Source organism: Methylobacterium phyllosphaerae (assembly GCF_001936175.1).
GTDB classification, from domain to species: domain Bacteria; phylum Pseudomonadota; class Alphaproteobacteria; order Rhizobiales; family Beijerinckiaceae; genus Methylobacterium; species Methylobacterium fujisawaense.
Genome location: NZ_CP015367.1, coordinates 3,655,421 through 3,671,867, shown reverse-complemented (window position 1 = coordinate 3,671,867; position 16,447 = coordinate 3,655,421). Strand labels below are relative to the sequence as shown.

The 16,447-nt window shown below is 71.1% G+C and carries 16 protein-coding genes; 5 read left to right on the top strand and 11 right to left on the bottom strand.

Translation table 11 applies throughout. The annotated features are described in order from the left end of the window. Window positions 1–132 precede the first annotated feature (132 nt). The 3 genes from MCBMB27_RS16675 (at window position 133) to MCBMB27_RS16665 (ending at window position 3,633) form a co-directional block, all read left to right on the top strand. Window positions 133–1,434: a YeaH/YhbH family protein gene (locus MCBMB27_RS16675; protein ID WP_043386438.1), complete on the top strand. Its 1,302-nt coding sequence runs from the start codon at window positions 133–135 to the stop codon at window positions 1,432–1,434. A 90-nt stretch (window positions 1,435–1,524) separates the two neighbouring features. Beyond that, on the top strand, window positions 1,525–3,096 hold the full coding sequence (locus MCBMB27_RS16670) for a SpoVR family protein (protein ID WP_043386436.1): 1,572 nt from the start codon (window positions 1,525–1,527) through the stop codon (window positions 3,094–3,096). A 108-nt stretch (window positions 3,097–3,204) separates the two neighbouring features. Next, a complete protein-coding gene (locus MCBMB27_RS16665) occupies window positions 3,205–3,633 on the top strand; it encodes a PaaI family thioesterase (protein WP_043386434.1) in 429 nt (142 codons plus the stop codon). 6 nt (window positions 3,634–3,639) lie between these two features. Here the strand turns inward: MCBMB27_RS16665 and MCBMB27_RS16660 are convergent, their stop codons facing one another. The 5 genes from MCBMB27_RS16660 to MCBMB27_RS29650 all read right to left on the bottom strand — a co-directional run bounded on the left by MCBMB27_RS16660 (window position 3,640) and on the right by MCBMB27_RS29650 (window position 8,141). Beyond that, window positions 3,640–4,260: a riboflavin synthase gene (locus tag MCBMB27_RS16660; RefSeq protein ID WP_075380886.1), complete on the bottom strand. Its 621-nt coding sequence runs from the start codon at window positions 4,258–4,260 to the stop codon at window positions 3,640–3,642. Between the two features lie 3 nt (window positions 4,261–4,263). After that, the gene (ribD, locus tag MCBMB27_RS16655) at window positions 4,264–5,373 is read right to left on the bottom strand and encodes a bifunctional diaminohydroxyphosphoribosylaminopyrimidine deaminase/5-amino-6-(5-phosphoribosylamino)uracil reductase RibD (RefSeq protein ID WP_075380885.1); all 1,110 of its coding nucleotides are present in this window, start codon (window positions 5,371–5,373) and stop codon (window positions 4,264–4,266) included. Beyond that, window positions 5,370–5,903 carry a transcriptional regulator NrdR gene (gene nrdR / locus MCBMB27_RS16650; protein ID WP_075380884.1) on the bottom strand — a complete coding sequence of 178 codons (534 nt, stop codon included), beginning with the start codon at window positions 5,901–5,903 and terminating at the stop codon, window positions 5,370–5,372. The genes ribD and nrdR overlap by 4 nt, the downstream gene beginning before the upstream one ends. 102 nt (window positions 5,904–6,005) lie before the next feature. Beyond that, window positions 6,006–7,310, bottom strand: a complete 1,305-nt coding sequence (gene glyA, locus MCBMB27_RS16645) for a serine hydroxymethyltransferase (RefSeq protein WP_043386430.1) — start codon at window positions 7,308–7,310, stop codon at window positions 6,006–6,008. Between the two features lie 93 nt (window positions 7,311–7,403). Next, window positions 7,404–8,141, bottom strand: a complete 738-nt coding sequence (locus tag MCBMB27_RS29650; protein ID WP_139231609.1) for a hypothetical protein — start codon at window positions 8,139–8,141, stop codon at window positions 7,404–7,406. 71 nt (window positions 8,142–8,212) lie between these two features. On the opposite strand from MCBMB27_RS29650, the gene MCBMB27_RS16635 reads away from it, so the two are divergent. Beyond that, complete coding sequence (locus MCBMB27_RS16635; protein ID WP_236953006.1) at window positions 8,213–8,653, top strand: hypothetical protein; 441 nt, start codon at window positions 8,213–8,215, stop codon at window positions 8,651–8,653. A 77-nt stretch (window positions 8,654–8,730) separates the two neighbouring features. Here MCBMB27_RS16635 and MCBMB27_RS16630 read toward each other — a convergent pair whose 3' ends face one another. The 5 genes from MCBMB27_RS16630 to MCBMB27_RS16610 form a co-directional block, all read right to left on the bottom strand. Further along, complete coding sequence (locus MCBMB27_RS16630; RefSeq protein ID WP_043759221.1) at window positions 8,731–9,048, bottom strand: cupin domain-containing protein; 318 nt, start codon at window positions 9,046–9,048, stop codon at window positions 8,731–8,733. 73 nt (window positions 9,049–9,121) lie between these two features. Further along, complete coding sequence (locus MCBMB27_RS16625; protein ID WP_043356569.1) at window positions 9,122–9,895, bottom strand: DUF937 domain-containing protein; 774 nt, start codon at window positions 9,893–9,895, stop codon at window positions 9,122–9,124. A 108-nt stretch (window positions 9,896–10,003) separates the two neighbouring features. Next, the gene (locus tag MCBMB27_RS16620) at window positions 10,004–11,440 is read right to left on the bottom strand and encodes an MATE family efflux transporter (protein WP_043386422.1); all 1,437 of its coding nucleotides are present in this window, start codon (window positions 11,438–11,440) and stop codon (window positions 10,004–10,006) included. A 17-nt stretch (window positions 11,441–11,457) separates the two neighbouring features. Continuing rightward, entirely contained in the window at window positions 11,458–13,434 is a 1,977-nt protein-coding gene (locus MCBMB27_RS16615) for a monovalent cation:proton antiporter-2 (CPA2) family protein (RefSeq protein WP_075380882.1), read from the bottom strand. A 136-nt stretch (window positions 13,435–13,570) separates the two neighbouring features. Then, window positions 13,571–15,190: a glucosamine inositolphosphorylceramide transferase family protein gene (locus MCBMB27_RS16610; RefSeq protein WP_075380881.1), complete on the bottom strand. Its 1,620-nt coding sequence runs from the start codon at window positions 15,188–15,190 to the stop codon at window positions 13,571–13,573. A gap of 359 nt (window positions 15,191–15,549) precedes the next feature. Between MCBMB27_RS16610 and MCBMB27_RS16605 the strand changes: the two genes are divergently transcribed. Next, window positions 15,550–15,849 carry a hypothetical protein gene (locus MCBMB27_RS16605; RefSeq protein ID WP_043386416.1) on the top strand — a complete coding sequence of 100 codons (300 nt, stop codon included), beginning with the start codon at window positions 15,550–15,552 and terminating at the stop codon, window positions 15,847–15,849. 54 nt (window positions 15,850–15,903) lie between these two features. On the opposite strand, the gene MCBMB27_RS16600 is transcribed toward MCBMB27_RS16605, so the two are convergent. Then, window positions 15,904–16,341: an RT0821/Lpp0805 family surface protein gene (locus tag MCBMB27_RS16600; protein ID WP_374701347.1), complete on the bottom strand. Its 438-nt coding sequence runs from the start codon at window positions 16,339–16,341 to the stop codon at window positions 15,904–15,906. Window positions 16,342–16,447: the final 106 nt, after the last annotated feature.

Below are 16,447 nucleotides of genomic sequence, written 5' to 3'. Positions count from 1 at the left end.
CACAGTTTCGGACGACCGGCCGGTGAAGATCTCGGCCCTGCTGCAAAAGAGGGATCCATCCCTCCGGTAACAGCATGGTACGACAAGGGTCCGGACCCGGCCGGAACACGCGGACGAGGGTTTTCGCAGCGGATGCATATCGTCGACCGACGTTTGAACCCGGGCGGCAAGAGCCTCCCGAACCGCCAGCGCTTCCTGCGGCGCGTGAAGGACGTGGCCCAGCGCGCGGTGCGGGAATCCGCCCGCGAGAAGGACATCAAGGATCTCGGCAAGGACGGCCGCGTCACCGTGCCGGCGGACGGCGTCCGGGAGCCCCGCTTCTCGCGCCAGCCCGGCACGGGCCTGCAGGACCACATCCTGCCCGGCAACAAGACCTACGTCGAGGGCGACACGATCGAGCGGCCCCCGGGCAGCGGCGGCGGCCGTGGTGCCGGTGAAGGCGGGGAGGGCGGCGAGAACAGCGAGGACGCGTTCCGCTTCGTCCTCACCCGCGAGGAGTTTCTGGAGCTCTTCCTCGAGGACCTGGAGCTTCCGGACCTCGCCAAGCGGCGGCTGGCCGTGGTGGAAACCGAGGGGCTGCGCCGGGCGGGCTACACGGTCACCGGCTCGCCGGCGAATCTCGCGCTCACCCGCACCCTGCGCAACTCGATGTCCCGGCGGATCGCCCTCAAGCGGCCGAAGCCCGAGGAAGTCGCGGCCCTGGAGGCGCAGATCCAGGCCCTGGCGGAGGGCGATCCAGAGCGTTCGGAACTGGAGCAGGCCCTGTTCAGGCTGCGCGAGCGGTCGAAGCGGATCCCTTACGTCGATCCGATCGACCTGCGCTTCCGCCGGTTCGAGCCCTATCCGCGGCCGATCGCCCAGGCGGTGATGTTCTGCCTGATGGATGTGTCGGGCTCGATGACCGAGCACATGAAGGACCTCGCCAAGCGGTTCTACATCCTGCTGCACATCTTCCTGACGCGCCGCTACCGGCACGTGGAGATCGTCTTCATCCGCCATACCGACCGGGCGACCGAGGTGGACGAGGAGACCTTCTTCGGCTCCCGGGAGACCGGCGGCACCCTGGTCTCCTCGGCGCTCGTGGAGATGAAGCGCATCATCGCCGAGCGCTACGACCCGAACGACTGGAACATCTACGCCGCCCAGGCCTCGGACGGCGACAACGTCTCCTCCGACGGGCCGACCTCGACGGAACTCTTGCGGTCGCACATCCTGCCGGCCTGCCAGCACTTCGCCTATCTCGAGGTGGGGGACGAGAACGGCCCCCGCGCCGGCTTCGTGGAGCACCGCACCACCCTGTGGCGGACCTACGAGGCGATCGCCAAGGCCGGCGGTCCGATCGCCATGCGCAAGGTCAACCACCGCCGGGAGATCTACCCGGTCTTCCGCGAGCTGTTCGGCCGCAAGGAAGGCCGTGCCGAGGCGGAGGCGTGACACGGAGTGGCGCGACGCGTCCCTCCCGCCTCTGCGGGGGAGGGCGAGACGCGGAGTTGGCCGGATCCAAGCAATCGAACGGGAGGCCGCATGACGCTCGTCAAGGCACGGACGCCCCAGACCATCTCCGGGGGCCAGAAACCCCTGTTCACCGGTAACGACTGGGATTTCGACACGATCCGACGGATCCACGACGCCTGCGAGGCGGTGGCCGGACCGCAGCTCGGCCTGTCCTGGTACCCGAACCAGATCGAGATCATCACGGCCGAGCAGATGCTCGACGCCTACGCGTCGATCGGCATGCCGCTGTTCTACAAGCACTGGTCCTTCGGCAAGCACTTCGCCCAGCACGAGTCCGGGTACCGCCGCGGCCTCATGGGCCTCGCCTACGAGATCGTCATCAACTCCGACCCGTGCATCTCCTACGTTATGGAGGAGAATACGGCGACGATGCAGACGCTCGTCATCGCGCATGCCGCTTTCGGGCATAACCACTTCTTCAAGAACAACTATCTGTTCCGGCAGTGGACCGACGCCGAAGGCATCCTGGACTATCTCGACTTCGCCAAGGGCTTCATCGCCCGCTGCGAGGAGCGCTACGGCCATCAGGCGGTGGAGCAGGTGCTGGACGCCGCCCATGCGCTGATGAGCCAGGGGGTCCACCGCTATCCGCGCAAGAAGCGGCCGGACCTCGCCTCCGAGCAGCGGCGCGAGCGCGAGCGGATCGAGCACGGGGAGCAGATCTACAACGATCTCTGGCGGACCCTGCCGCAGAAGGTCGGCGCCGTCCGCTCCGACATGGCCGCCGAGCGGCGCAAGGCGCTGCTGGAGCTGCCCCAGGAGAACATTCTTTATTTCCTGGAGAAGGTCGCACCCCGCCTGCGCCCCTGGCAGCGCGAGATCCTGCGCATCGTCCGCCTGGTGGCCCAGTACTTCTACCCGCAGCGCCAGACCAAGGTGATGAACGAGGGCTGCGCCACGTACTGCCACTACCGGATCATGAACGCCCTGTCGGAATCCGGGCAGATCACCGAGGCGGCCTACCTCGAATTCCTGCAATCGCACACCAACGTCATCCGGCAGCCGAACTACGACGACCGCTCCTACGGCGGCCACAACCCCTACGCGATCGGCTTCGCCATGATGCAGGACATCGCCCGCATCGCCGAGCAGCCGACCGACGAGGACCGGGCGTGGTTCCCCGACATCGCCGGCACCGGCGACGCCATGGCGGTCCTGCGCGACTGCTGGGAGAATTACCGCGACGAGAGCTTCATCCAGCAGTTCCTGTCACCCAAGCTGATGCGCGACCTGCGCCTGTTCCACGTCGTGGACGATCCGGAGGAGCCGGAGCTGCGGGTCGAGGCGATCCACGACGAGCGCGGCTACCGCAAGCTGCGCCGCGCCTTCGCGCGTCAGTATGACGTCGCGTGGCTCGATCCCGACATCGAGGTGGTGGATGTGGATCTCGAGGGCGACCGGCGCCTGATCCTGCATCACAAGGCGATCAACAAGATCACCCTGCAGAAGGACGACGCCAAGCGGGTCCTGCAGCACCTCGCCGACCTCTGGGGCTACGACGTGGTGCTCAAGGAGATCGAGCCGGCCACCGGCACGGTGCTGGGCGAGATCACCGCCAGCGCACGGCCGATCTTCTTCTGATCGGAGCCGCGCGACGGTTGATTCCATCCGGACACCGCAGGATGCGGGGGGATCGACGGGAGGCGGGCTTCGGATTGCCTCCCGGCAGCGCCCGTGCTGCAAGGGCCCATGACCGCCACGATCCTGACCCTCGCCGAGACCCGCGACTTCCTCGACCGCGAGTTCCCGCAGATGCAGGCGGGCGGGCGGGCCTACCACCTCGAGGCCGTGGGACCGCTCTCGGCGCGGATGCGGCTGGAGGCCCACGAGCGCTTCCTGCGCCCGGGCGCGACGGTGTCGGGGCCGGCCATGATGGCGCTCGCCGACTATGCCCTCTACGCGGCAATCCTCGCCAATATCGGGCCGGTGGCGCTCGCGGTGACCACGAGTCTCAACTTCAACTTCCTGCGCAAGCCCGCCACGGGGGATCTCGTGGCCGAATGCCGGCTGCTCAAGCTCGGGCGGCGGCTCGCCGTCGGCGAGGTGGCGATCACCGCTGTCGGCAGCCCGGACCTCGTCTGCCACGCCACCGGCACCTACTCGATCCCGCCGCGTTGAGGACGCTCAGGCCCGCGCCTCCGCGAGCCGGGCGGCGTAGCGAGCGATCAGGTCGACCTCCAGGTTCAGGCGGTCGCCCTGCCGCCGCTCACCCCAGGTGGTGACCTGGAGCGTGTGGGGGATCAGCAGCACCGAGAACAGGTCGCCCTGGACCGAATTCACCGTGAGCGAGGTGCCGTCGAGGCAGACCGACCCCTTCTCGGCGATGAACTTCGCCAGGGCCGCCGGCGCCCGGAGCGTGAACCGCTCGCTCGGCCCCCAGGCGCCCGCCGTGACGCTCTCGCGCTCCACGATCTCGGCGAGACCGTCGACGTGGCCCGTGACCAAGTGGCCGCCGAGTTCATCGCCGATCTTGAGGGAGCGTTCGAGGTTAATCCGCGTGCCCGCCGCCCAGGCGCCCACGGTGGTGCGCGCCAGGGTCTCGGCGGCCGCGTCCACCGCGAAGACGCAGCCGCCCTCGGCCGGCTCGACCGACACGGCCGTGAGGCAGGGGCCCGCGCAGGCGATCGAGGCGCCGAGCGCGATCGTCGCCGGGTCGTAGGAGGCGCGGATCGCGATCCGGCGCAGATCACCTTCGCCCGAGACCGAGACGACCGTGCCGACGTCGCTGACCAACCCCGTGAACATCGCTTACGTCCTGTTGCGCTCGTAGGTCACGGCCTCGTCGGGCCCGAACGTAAGCCGCTCGGCCTCGCGGAACCGGTCGCCCGCCAGGGCCTCCGCCAGGGCGGGCCCCAGCGCCGGAAGACCGCCCGCCGGTCCCAGTTCCACCGGACCGGTGACCAGCGTGCAGGTATCGATCAGATCGGCCCGTGCCAGCGCCTCCGCAAGGCGGGGGCCGCCCTCGCTGCACAGGCGGGTCAGGCCGCGCTCGCCCAGCTGCGCCAGGGCCGCCGGGAGATCGATCCCGCCGGCCGCGTCCGCCGGGACGCTCGCGATCTCGACGCCGAGCGCCTCCAGGGCGCGCCGCGCATGGGCCGGGGCCGAGCGGGTGGTGAGCACCAGGGTCGGCGTGTCGCGGGCAGTCCGCGCCAGGACGCTGGCGGGCGAGAGCCGCAGATGCGTGTCGAGCACGACCCGCAGGGGCGAGCGCCCTTCTAGGCCCGGCAGCCGGACGGTCAGCGACGGGTCGTCCGCCCGGGCGGTGCCGATGCCGATCAGGATCGCGTCGGCATGGGCGCGCCAGAGATGGACCACCCCGTCCGCCACCGGGCCGGTGATGCGCAGGCGCTCCGGACCGGCGGCGGCGCAGAAGCCGTCGCGGGTGCGGGCGAGCTTGAGGTGCAGGGCCGGGCGGCCGCGTGTCACCCGGATGATGTGGCCGACATGGTCGCGCGCCGCCGCATCCCGCATCAGCCCGGTCTCGACCGCGACGCCGCCCTGTCTCAGGAGATCGTGGCCCCGCCCCGCCACCCGCGGGTCGGGATCCTCCAGGGCACTGACCACCCGGGCGATCCCGGAGGCCAGGATGGCGTCGGTGCAGGGCGGCGTGCGGCCGTGATGTGAGCACGGCTCAAGGGTCACGTAGAGGGTCGCGCCGCGGGCGTCGTCCCCCGCGGCGGCCAGCGCCACAGGCTCCCCGTGCGGGCGTCCCCCCCGCGCCGTCGCCGCCGTCCCGAGGATGCGCCCGGTCCCGGGCTCGACCACCACGGCGCCGACCGACGGGTTCGGCCACGTGGTGCCGAGACCGCGGCGGCCCAGCGCCAGGGCGAGGCGCATGAAGTGGGTATCGTCGCTCATGGGCGGCCGGCGCGGCGCCGCCCCGGTACCTCGGGCTCCAGCTCGGCGTCCGGCCCCGGCACGGCCGCCGGCACCGGGCTACCGTCGCTCAGCGTGCCGAGCAGGTCCTCGAAGTCCTTCGCCTCGCGGAAGTTCTTGTAGACGGAGGCGAAGCGCACGTAGGCGACGTCGTCGAGACCCTTGAGCCCCGCCATCACCAGTTCGCCGATCGCCTCGGAGGTCACCTCGGGCTCCCCGGCGCTCTCGAGCTGCCGGGTGATGCCGCTGACCAGCCGCTCGATCCGCTCCGGATCGACGGCGCGCTTGCGGAGCGCCACGTCGATGGAACGTTGAAGCTTGTCCCGGTCGAAGGGCACGCGCTTGCCCGAGCGCTTGAGCACCACGACCTCGCGCAGCTGCACCCGTTCGAAGGTGGTGAAGCGGCCGGCGCAGTCGGGGCAGACCCGGCGCCGCCGGATCGCGGCCCCGTCCTCGGAGGGCCGCGAGTCCTTCACCTGGGTCTCGGAGCCGCCGCAATAGGGACACCGCATGGATGGGATACTCGGGCATGGAAACGGCCGCGGACCGGTCGGATCCGCGGCCGTTTCCTAATCCACCGAAGGGCGGCCCGAAAGACCGGCCCCGCTCACGCCTCAGCCGTAGATCGGGAACCGGTCCGTGAGGGCATGGACGCGGCTCTTGACATCGGCCTCGACCGCGCTGTCGCCCGCCTCACCCTTTGCGGCGAGCCCGTCCAGCACCTCGACGATGAAGCCGCCGATCTGCTTGAACTCGGCGACGCCGAAGCCGCGGGACGTGCCGGCGGGGGTGCCGAGCCGGATACCCGAGGTGATGGTCGGCTTCTGCGTGTCGAAGGGCACGCCGTTCTTGTTGCAAGTGATGTGCGCCCGCGACAGCGCGGCTTCCGCCGCCTTGCCGGTGAGGCCCTTCCGCTGCAGGTCGACCAGCATCAGGTGGTTGTCGGTGCCGCCCGAGGTGATGTCGTAGCCGCCCGAGATCAGCGTGTCGGCGAGCGCCTTGGCGTTCTCCACCACCTGGCGGGCGTAGATCTTGAACTCGGGCTTCAGCGCCTCGCCGAAGGCCACGGCCTTGCCGGCGATGACGTGCATCAGCGGGCCGCCCTGGATGCCCGGGAAGATCGCCGAGTTGAACTTCTTGGCCAGCGCCTCGTCGTTGGTCAGGATCATGCCGCCGCGCGGGCCGCGGAGCGTCTTGTGGGTCGTCGTGGTGGCGACATGGGCGTGCGGGAACGGCGACGGATGGACGCCGGCCGCAACGAGGCCCGCGAAATGGGCCATGTCGACCATGAAGTAGGCGCCCACCGAGTCGGCGATCTCGCGGAACTTGGCGAAGTCCCAGTGGCGCGGGTAGCCCGAGCCGCCGGCGATGATCACCTTCGGCTTATGCTCCTGCGCGAGCTGGGCGACCTGCTCCATGTCGATCCGCTGGTCCTCGCGGCGCACCGTGTAGGAGACCGGCTTGAACCACTTGCCCGAGACATTCGGCGGGGCGCCGTGCGTCAGGTGGCCGCCCGCGGCGAGGTCGAGGCCCAGGAAGGTGTCGCCGGGCTGCATCAGGGCCAGGAACACGCCCTGGTTGGCCTGGGAGCCCGAGTTCGGCTGCACGTTGGCGAAGCCGCAATCGAACAGGCGCTTGGCGCGCTCGATGGCGAGATCCTCGGCGATGTCCACGAACTGGCAGCCGCCGTAGTAGCGCCGGCCCGGATAGCCCTCCGCGTACTTGTTGGTCAGCACCGAGCCCTGCGCCTCCAGCACGGCGCGGGAGACGATGTTCTCCGAGGCGATCAGCTCGATCTCGTGCTGCTGACGGCCGAGCTCCTTGGCCACCGCCTCGGCGATCTCGGGATCGGTCTCCGTGAGGGGGGCGGCGAAGAAGCTGTTGGAGAAGTGCTTGTCGGCGGCGGTACCGGCGCTCATGGTCTGCCTCTGTTCTGGTAGGGGCGATGCCCGGCCTTTCGTCGGCGTGCACGGGCGGGCGTTCAAGGTGGGATTCCTACACGCGCCGACGGCTCAGGCCAAGCGCAGGCATTTTGCTCGCGCGCCAAGAATAATTTGCCGCAGGCCGGGCGCCCGCTCGTCCGGATGAGGTCGAAGTGTTTTTCCTAATGCAACCTGCGATCGCTTAATGGAAGGAAAAGAATCATGGAATAAAACAGGAACAAAGGCGGCGGTTCTGGCGCGATGCGAGATCATGATCCCGATGTGATCTGGGCGTATTCCCTCGCGGAGCTTCGCTTGAGCCGAGCCTTCGTTGCTCTGGAACGCCAGGGCATCAAAGCCGGATTCAGACTGGATCGGCGACGGGGCCGCGATGGTCGGTGGTGCGGAGAGGGCGGGTCGCTCACCGTCGTTCGCAAGGATCGAACGGGTGATCCTCGGATCGATGCGAAGACCGATGAGATCCTCGATGTCCTGAAGGACGTCGTCGCGAGCACCGAGCCGGGAGAGGGGTTCCTCTACGGGTTCCAGATCCACGCCAGCCTGGCGGCCCGCCTGCGCGCGCTGGATCTCCCCGGGATCGGCAGGCACGGTGTCGAGCAGAGCTTCGTCGCCGGCGACATCGTCCGCCACGGCCTGTCCGGCAGCAGACGCACGCATGTTCTTCTCCGGGATGGCCGGACCAGCGCAGCGCCGGTCCGGGCGATCTGGGACATCAAGACCGGCGAAACGGGTCTGTCGCCGCGCCGCATCCGTGCCCTGCGGGCCGGCGCAGGTGTCGACGACAGCGTCCCGGTCATCGAGATCCATCTGCTCCGCGGCATCTCCGTCAAGAGGCGCATCTCTGTCGCCGTCACACGCGGAGTCGTGCTCGCGTGAGTATGGAAGCGTACGCCCTGTGTCCGAGACCACTCGCCGGCGTATCGGATTGGCAGGCCGGCCTGGACGCGCTCGGTTTCGATCTGCAGCTTCGTGGAACGACGATTCCGCCGGCCTCGTCGGGGCATCTGCTGGCCGTGCGGCGCGGCCGGGCCTCGGGCTTCGAGTGCTCGATCGTGCTGTTCTCGGAATTGAAGGAAACCTATCCGGAGACCGACTTCGCCGGCTCCTGGCCATGCGTGTACGCGTTCTGGTTCGGCACCATCGCGGAATCCATCGGCGCCCTGATGGCGATCACGGTCTGCGTGACATCGGTCGGGGGGCTCGCCTTCTTTCCCGAGGACGGTCGCTTGCTGACCGCCGATCAGGCCGTCCGGTACGCGCGCGAGACGGTGCCCGCGGCTGAGGAACTGGAACGGCAACTCGGCGCCGGACCGGAATGATCCGTCCTCCTCCTCAGCGCCGAGCCTGAGCCGGCCGAGGAGTCCCGGCCGAACCAGCCACACCCGCCGGACCTATGTCAGACCTGCGCCGCGAGGTTCGTCTCGATCAAGACCGTCTCGGTCTCGAATTCGGCCGCGTGCCACGCCCCGGCCGGGAAGTGGAACACGCTGCCGGCCGAGAACGGCTTGCGACCCTGCTCGGTCTCCAGGACCCCGGAGCCCGCGAGCACCTGCACGAACTGCTCGTGGTCGTGACTGTGGGCCGGCGCCGAGATGCCCGCCGGCACCACCACGCGCACGAGGCTGGCACCCGCACCCGGGATCGCGCGCTTGGCGACGCCATTCCCGGCGACGCTCTCCGTGCGATCGTCCCAGGCGGTCAAATGGTCGCTCATCGGCGGATCTCCTCGGCGACAGGTTGCCGCTTCGATCCGCGGGGTCAACGTCCGCCCGGGCCCTGTCCCTGCGTCAACCGGTCCCGCCGGACGGGCGACCGCGCCGGCCCTTGCCCGCCGCGGGATCGGCGGGCGCCGGATCGGGACGTGCCGGGGTGCCGTCCGAGGACTGGGGCGTCGCGCCCCCGGAGGCAGGCCAGAAGGTCTCGAACAGCTCCTGCATCGCCCGGATGTTGTTGCCCTGAACCTCGGCCCCGGTGCGCATCATCTGCTGGAACACATCCGAGCCGGCTTCGCCTGCAGTTCCCTGCGACGGCTTCGCGGTCGGCTTGGCGGCCGGCTTCGGCGGCGGCGCCGGCGGCTGGACCGCGGGCATCATCGCCTTGGCCATCTCGGCCCAGGCCGGCCCGAACGGGAACGGAACGGGCGGCGGCGGGCTCGACCGCGCCTGCGCGGGCTCGGCCTGCGGCTGGTTCAGCATGACATGGACGATGCTCGCCACCACGGCCCCCGCCATCATCGGCAGCATCTGGCGCAGCACCTGCGCGCCGACGCCGCTCGTGGCCGAGGCCTGCCGCAGCACGGCCTGCATCAGCTGCGCCGAGCCGAACATCTGGCTGAGGGCTTCGAAGCCCTGCGGCGGCGCAGGCTTGGCGGCTTCCAGCCCGAACATCCGGGCGAAGCCGGTCGGGTCCACGCCGACGCTGCGCTGGAGCCCCAGGGTCAGGGCCGGCATCAGCGCCTCGAAGGCGCGGGCCGTCTGCTCAGTCGTCAGGCCGAATTGCTGGGCCATGGCCTGAAGGCCGGCCTCGCCCTGGGCCTGGAACATCTCGAGCGGGTTGAACATGACGCCTCGATCCTGCCCCGGCCGGGACAGGCCGAGACAGGGTATGGTGACCCGTCACGCGGGGAAATACCAGTTCTTCCCCGCGGAACTTGCGCCTTCTCCGCCGTCTCAGTGCAACGGCTCGGGATGGGCATGGCCCGGCGGCAGCGGCGCCGGCCTCTCCAGCACCGCCGCCGCAGCCTCGGGCTCACGCCCGCGCCGGCCGCTCCCTTCCAGGCGGTCCACCGTGCGGCGGGCCAGCAGGATGCCGAGGGCGCCGAAGACCAGGGATCCCACGCCCATCCCGGCGACCACGCCGCGGGGGCCGTAGAGCGCCGCCCCGAGCATCGCCGGGGGGACAGTGCCGAGGGTCGCGCGCCCCCAGTTCAGCAGCGTCGAGCGCAGGGGGAAGCCGAGATTGTTGAAGGCGGCGTTGCCGAGGAACAGCAGCCCGTTGAAGAACCAGATCGCGCCGCCGACGAGGCAGAAGAAGCCGAAGAGCTCGGCCGCGACCCCGTGCAGGCCGAACAGGGTGGCGAGCCATCCCCGGGTCAGCGCCAGGACGAGCCAGACCACGGCGACATAGGCCAGCGTCACCCGGACCGCCGCGCGCAGCACGCCGCGCATCCGGTCGAACAGGCCCGCGCCCCAATTCTGCGCCAGGATCGGGCCGATCGCCCCCGACAGGGCGAACAGGCCGCCGAAGGCCACCGGCGTCAGGCGGTCGATCACCGACGCGGCGGCGACCGCATCGGCCCCGTAGCCGGCGAACAGCCGTGCCAGGAACGCGCTCGCCACCGAGGGGGCGAGATTCGTGAGCACGGCCGGTCCCGCGACGCCGGCCAGGGCGGCGGCGTCGGCCGGCAGGTCGGACAGGTGCGGCCGGCGGAGGAGTCCGTGCCGGGCGACGCCGCGGACGCCCACCGCCACGAAGGTCGCGCGCGCGACGCAGACGGTGATCGCCGCGCCCGTGACGCCGAGGCCGGCCCCGAAGATCAGCAGCGGATCGAGCAGTGCGGTGACCACCGCTCCGGCCAGGGTGACCGACATCGCCTGCCTGGCTTCGCCCACCGCGCGCAGCAGGCCGGTGAACAGCATGCCGGCGGCGAGCAGCAGGTTCGACGGAAGGGTGATGTGGAGGAACAGGATCGCCACCCGCAGCGCCTCGCCCTTCGCGCCGATCAGGCCCAGGAGCGGGTCGGCGAGCAGCGCGATCAGCACCGCGATGAGGGCGGCCACGAGGCTGCCGAGGACCAGCGCGGAGGTCGCGAGGCGCCGCGCCGCCGCGCGGTCGCGCGCGCCGACGGCCTTCCCGACCAGGGCCCCGGCGGCGATCATCAGGCCGATATTCACCGCCGTGGCGAAGAACTGCACGATGCCGGCGAAGCCGACCGCCGCGGTGAGGTTCGGGTCGCCGAGCGTCGACACGTAGAGCAGCGACAAGAGGTCGACGACGAAGATCGCCATCAGCCCCACCGATCCGGTGGCGGCCATCACCACCACGTGCCGGAGGATCGAGCCGGTGACGAAGCGGCCCGCCTCCGCCGGGGGCGGCCCGTCGGACATGTCAGACATCCGGCCGGTCACGCATCCCGGGCGCTGCCTTCCGCTTCCAGCTCCGCCTCCGAATCGGCCTCGCCCTCGGCGGCGTCCGTCTCCTGCGGCGCCAGTGCGGGCTTCTCCAGCAGCCGCTCGGCCGCCTCGCGCCGGTCGCTGCCCACGAGGTCGCGGGTCTCGGTGCTGAGCGCCCGCGCCGGCCGGACCGGAATGGTCAGCGGCTCGGGCTTCAGACCCGCCGCGGCGCCGCGCATCCAGCCGGCGCCGTCCGGCAGGGCGCCCGCCTGCTGCAGGACGAGGCGGGCGATGTCGCGCTTGCGCACGTCGTCGGCCCGGGCCGAGGCGGCCTCCGGCGACAGGCCGAGCCCCTCCAGCGCCGACCGTCCGAAGGCGAGGGCGGATTCGGCGGTCTCGCGGATCTGGTAGTCGACGTCCCGGTTCATCAGCTCCACCGCGTGCAGGCGGTCGTAGGCGCGCACGAAGGTGCGCACGCTGGAGAACTCCTCGTGGACGATGTCGACGATCTTGAGAGCGCCCTCCCGGTCGTCGACGCAGATGCAGACCAGCTCGACCCGGCCGATCCCGGCGGCGCGGAGCACGTCGAGCCGGGTGCCGTCGCCGTAATAGATGCGGAAGCCGAAGCGCGAGGCCGCGCGGAGCTGCTCCACGTCCTTGTCGATCACCGTGACGGGGATGCCCTCGGCCATCAGCACCTGCGTCAGCACCTGCCCGAAGCGGCCGAAGCCGATCACCAGCACCCTGGCGTCGCCGCTCTCGGTCAGCTCGGTGGAGGGCGCCTCCAGCGCGCGGGTGCTGCGCGCGGTGCGCCGCTCGATCAGCTTGTCGAGCCCCTTGGCGGCGATCGGACCGATCAGCATGGTCAGCGCGGCGAGCGCCACCGCGAAGCGCGTCGCCGTGACCCCGGTGAGGCCGAGATCCTGGGCCTGGGGCAGCAGCACGAAGGCGAACTCGCCCGCGGGCGCCAGAACCGCCGCCCCCCGCAGGGCCCCCAGCGTGTCCGAGCCGAACAGCCGGAACAGGCCGGCCACGATGGCGACCTTGACCAGGATCGCCGCCAGGGTGGCGCCGAACAGGGCGGGCCAGACCTCCCGCACGAGGTTGCCGTCGATCGACATGCCGACGCTCATGAAGAACAGGCCGAGCAGCATGCCGCGGAACGGCTCGATATCGGCCTCCAGCTGGTGGCGGAAGTTCGACTCGGCCAGCAGGATGCCGGCGAGGAACGCGCCCATCGCCATCGACAGGCCGACCTGCTCCATGAGGAGCGCGGTGCCGAGCACCACCAGGAGCGCGGCGGCGGTCATCACCTCGCGGGCGCCGCTCGCGGCGAGCAGCCGGAAGAAGGGGTTCAGGCCGTAGCGGCCGACCAGCACCACCGCCAGGATCGCCGCGAGCGCCTTGCCGGTGGAGAGGGCCGCTTCCCCGAGCCAGGAGACGTCGGTCGCCTCCCCCGCCGAGGCCAGCAGGGGCATCAGCGCCAGGATGCCGACCACCGAGAGGTCCTGGAACAGCAGGACCGCGAAGGCGCGGCCGCCATAGGCGCTGGAGAGATCGCCCCGCTCCTCCAGGAGCTGCAGGGCCACCGCGGTGGCCGAGAGCGCCAGCGCGAGGCCGATCACCGCGGCGGCGCCCAAGCTGAGGCCCGCCAGGATTCCGGCGCCGCCGAGCACCAGCGCGCAGAGGACGAGCTGCGCGGTCCCGAGGCCGAAGATGTCGCGCCGCATCGAGACGAGCTGCGACAGGTGCAGTTCCAGGCCGACGATGAAGAGCAGCAGCACCACGCCGATCTCGGCGACGCTCGCCGCCGTCTCGGGCTCGGCGATCAGCGACAGGCCCGAGGGCCCGATCAGCACACCGGCCACGAGGTAGCCCAGCACGGCGCTCTGGCCGATCAGCCGGAAGATCGGCACGCCGATCACCGCCGCCGTGAGGAAGGTCAGGACCGGCGGCAGGAAGCTCGCATGTTCGACGGGGCTCGCCATGGTGATCGTCCCGGCGGTTCTGCTTGATCGGCGCGGGTGGAGCCCCCCGCTTAGCGTGCGCGGGGCCGGGATGCGAGCCGTCCGCGGGTGCCGTTCGGCACCGACGGGTCCGCGCCGGGCGCGGCGCGGGCCGGGATCAGCCCAGGAGTCGCGTGCGGGCCCGGTGCGAGCCGTCGATGAACTCGAAGCCGCCGGCGGCGCTCAGCATGTGCAGGCGCGTGCCCGGCCAGGCCGCCCCGGGCCGCAGGCGCGTCTCGACCCGCTGCGCGTAGGCTTCCTCGTCGAGGCGCAGGATCCGGGCGAGGCCGAGCGCCGCGCCGTAGCCCTCGCGGCAATCCTGGACGGGCCGGATCAGGCCGCCGTCGCGCGCCACGATCGGGCCCGCGGCCCGGGCCGAGCCGATATCGATCAACACCGGGTTGTGCCGGTGCGGGGTCCAGGGCCCGCGGAAATGCGGCGCGTGCCAGAGATGCAGGGTGTCGGAATAGCTCCCCCCGCCGGCCCGGACCGTGGCGAACATCCACCAGCGGCCGCCATGCTGCAGCAGGGTCGCATCCCCGGCCACGACCCCGTCGAGGAGCACCGCCTCGTGGACCCATCCGCGCGGGAAGTCGGTGGCCCGGTAGAGGTCGATCGTGCCGGAGGCGTGGGATTCCGGGATCATCCAGACCTGTCCGTCCGCCTCGAACACGAACGGGTAGGAGAGATGGGTCTCGAGTTCGAGCACCGGCTCCGGACGGCCGCGGGGTCCGGTCTCCCCGAAGCCCACCGCGGCGATCACGCCCTTGCCGCGGCGATAGTCGAACTCCTCCACGAACAGGGTCACGGCGCCGTCCCGGGCGATCGCGAAGGGGTCGGCGTAGAAGCGCCGGCCGTCGTCGGGAAGGACCTGCCAGCCGCCCTCGGGATGCCGGCGCAGATCGATCAGGTCGGGGCCGACGATCCGGCGCCAGCCCACCCGCCAGTGCGGGCCGTGGAAGCAGAGGGCGTAGAGCCTGCGGGCGATCTGCCGGGCGAGCCCCCCGGCGGCCCGCCGCCGGGCGCCCAGGCCGCCGAGGTCGTAGGCGGTCGCGGGCTGCAGGGGCGCCCCGGCGCCGTCGGGAAGCTCCGTCGAGGCGGCGCCGTCGAGGGCGGCGAGGATCAGCGTGATGGTCCGCGCGAGGTAGCCCTCGAAGGCCGCGAGCATCACCGTATGCGATTCCGCGCCCAGGCGCCCCAAGGCCACCGGCTTGCCGTCCGCTCCACGCAGGGCCGCCACCGGGGCACCATGGGCGAACAGGGCCGCGAGCAGGCCGGCTTCGCCCGGCATCCCGTCATAGTCGAGCCGCCACGCCGGTGCCGATCCCGGTTCCGCAGGCGCGCTCGAGAGATCGAGGACGAGATCGTGGGCGCTGCTGCTGCTGAGCTCCTCGCCCGCGGGGCTCGCCTCGTAGGACGCGAGCGCCACCGGCTCGGCCGCCGTGGCCAGGCCCGGCCGGGGCAGGCCGTGGATGGTGGCCTCCAGCCGGAACAGGAGTTCCGCGTTCGGCGGCAGCCCCCCCGCGTGGTCGACCCATGCGACGCGGATCCGGTGGTCGGGCCGCTGCCCGAGCTGGTCGAGAAGGCGGATATGCCAGCCGCGCAGCGCCCGGCGGTCCAGTCGAACGGTGACGGTCCGGCTGCGGGGGAGCGTCCGCGAGGGCGAAGGCTCGGCCCGGGCGGGAGCCCGGCCGCCGGCCGCCGATGGCCGGTCCATGCCTCCGGTCGCCCGCTCCATCAGCCGGTCGGCCTCATGCCCCGCGTGTCGGCTTTCGTATCGACGTTCACGGCAGCCAGACCCGGTATGCGCCCGGCGGTGACCGCCGATACGGTCGCCGCGCAGGCTCGAATTCTGTTACGCCGCGCCACGATCAAGCACGGCCGGATCGATGTCTACCGATTCAATCTTAACAGCGGAGACGATTTCTGGGCGGTGAACCGAAAAAATCGAAATTCAGGGCGTCGAATAGGCGGGTGTTGGCAGACGGTGATACAATGCCGTGAAGCCGCGACGGTTCGCGCCAGAGTCCGCCTTTGAGGGAACCGCGCTTTCAGCTGGACCGTTCGCTTGGCAATGACATGGTGCGGAGACAGGACATGACGCGCAAGACGCTGACGGTGCCCCTCGCGGCGATGCTCCTCGCCGCCACTCCGGGGATGGCCTTTGCCTGGGGCGGCGGCGGTGGTGGTGGCGGCGACAGCGGCAGCGGCCTTTCGCCCTACGCGGCGCTGAGCGGCAACGATCGTTCGGCCGGGGTCAACAACGGCAATTACCGCGATCCGGCCCTCGACCCTTACATCCGGACCTACGATCCGGAGGCCGCGGCCCGCTACGCCGCCCCGCCGGCGGCGCAGCCGCGGTTGCGCGTGCGGCCGTATTACGGCCACCCCTACTGAGAAACCTCGCCGGCTGAAAGACTTGGCTGAGGCCGCCGGGCACGGCGGCCTCGTTCAGGAGCGGCCGGCGCCGCTCGCGCTCCGGACGCGCTTCAGCGTCCATGGACCGCCCGAGAGCTTGCAGCCGGTGCCGCGGACGAAGCGGCTGCGGGCCGGTCCGATCACCGAGGCCAGGAAGTTGCGGCAGATCAGGTCGTCCGAGACATAGGGCAGGCCGGTCGGGTTGACCGACCCGTGAAGCCCGGTCTCCGGATTGTCCCATTTCACGGGCCGCCCGTTGCCCTGCGGATCCAGGGCGACGCCCAGGGCGGCACGCGCCCGGCGCCAATCCTCCTCGGCGAGGTCGTCCCCGAAGCTCACAGGCCGCTTCTCGATGCTGCCGGTGACGGTGGGCTCCTCGACCACGCGCGGCGCCGCCGGGGGATCGCCCCGGAAGATCAGCAGAGGCTGGCTGCAGCCGCACAGGGCCATCGCCACCGACACGACCGACACGGACGCGCAGATGCGCGCCCGCCGGCTTGGCCCTTTACACGCGCATCGCCGCATTACACCTGACTCACGACGGGCTTTCCGCTCGACCGAACATGCCGATGTCGGT

Coding starts and splice junctions, on each gene's coding strand:
- MCBMB27_RS16660 (WP_075380886.1), bottom strand. CDS start 4,260: ATGTTCACGGGGTTGGTCAGCGACGTCGGCACGGTCGTCTCGGTCTCG.
- MCBMB27_RS16625 (WP_043356569.1), bottom strand. CDS start 9,895: ATGTTCAACCCGCTCGAGATGTTCCAGGCCCAGGGCGAGGCCGGCCTT.
- glyA (WP_043386430.1), bottom strand. CDS start 7,310: ATGAGCGCCGGTACCGCCGCCGACAAGCACTTCTCCAACAGCTTCTTC.
- MCBMB27_RS16630 (WP_043759221.1), bottom strand. CDS start 9,048: ATGAGCGACCATTTGACCGCCTGGGACGATCGCACGGAGAGCGTCGCC.
- MCBMB27_RS16620 (WP_043386422.1), bottom strand. CDS start 11,440: ATGTCCGACGGGCCGCCCCCGGCGGAGGCGGGCCGCTTCGTCACCGGC.
- MCBMB27_RS16665 (WP_043386434.1), top strand. CDS start 3,205: ATGACCGCCACGATCCTGACCCTCGCCGAGACCCGCGACTTCCTCGAC.
- MCBMB27_RS16610 (WP_075380881.1), bottom strand. CDS start 15,190: ATGGAGCGGGCGACCGGAGGCATGGACCGGCCATCGGCGGCCGGCGGC.
- MCBMB27_RS16615 (WP_075380882.1), bottom strand. CDS start 13,434: ATGGCGAGCCCCGTCGAACATGCGAGCTTCCTGCCGCCGGTCCTGACC.
- MCBMB27_RS16675 (WP_043386438.1), top strand. CDS start 133: ATGCATATCGTCGACCGACGTTTGAACCCGGGCGGCAAGAGCCTCCCG.
- MCBMB27_RS16605 (WP_043386416.1), top strand. CDS start 15,550: ATGACGCGCAAGACGCTGACGGTGCCCCTCGCGGCGATGCTCCTCGCC.
- ribD (WP_075380885.1), bottom strand. CDS start 5,373: ATGAGCGACGATACCCACTTCATGCGCCTCGCCCTGGCGCTGGGCCGC.
- MCBMB27_RS16670 (WP_043386436.1), top strand. CDS start 1,525: ATGACGCTCGTCAAGGCACGGACGCCCCAGACCATCTCCGGGGGCCAG.
- MCBMB27_RS29650 (WP_139231609.1), bottom strand. CDS start 8,141: ATGGATCTCGATGACCGGGACGCTGTCGTCGACACCTGCGCCGGCCCG.
- MCBMB27_RS16635 (WP_236953006.1), top strand. CDS start 8,213: ATGGAAGCGTACGCCCTGTGTCCGAGACCACTCGCCGGCGTATCGGAT.
- nrdR (WP_075380884.1), bottom strand. CDS start 5,903: ATGCGGTGTCCCTATTGCGGCGGCTCCGAGACCCAGGTGAAGGACTCG.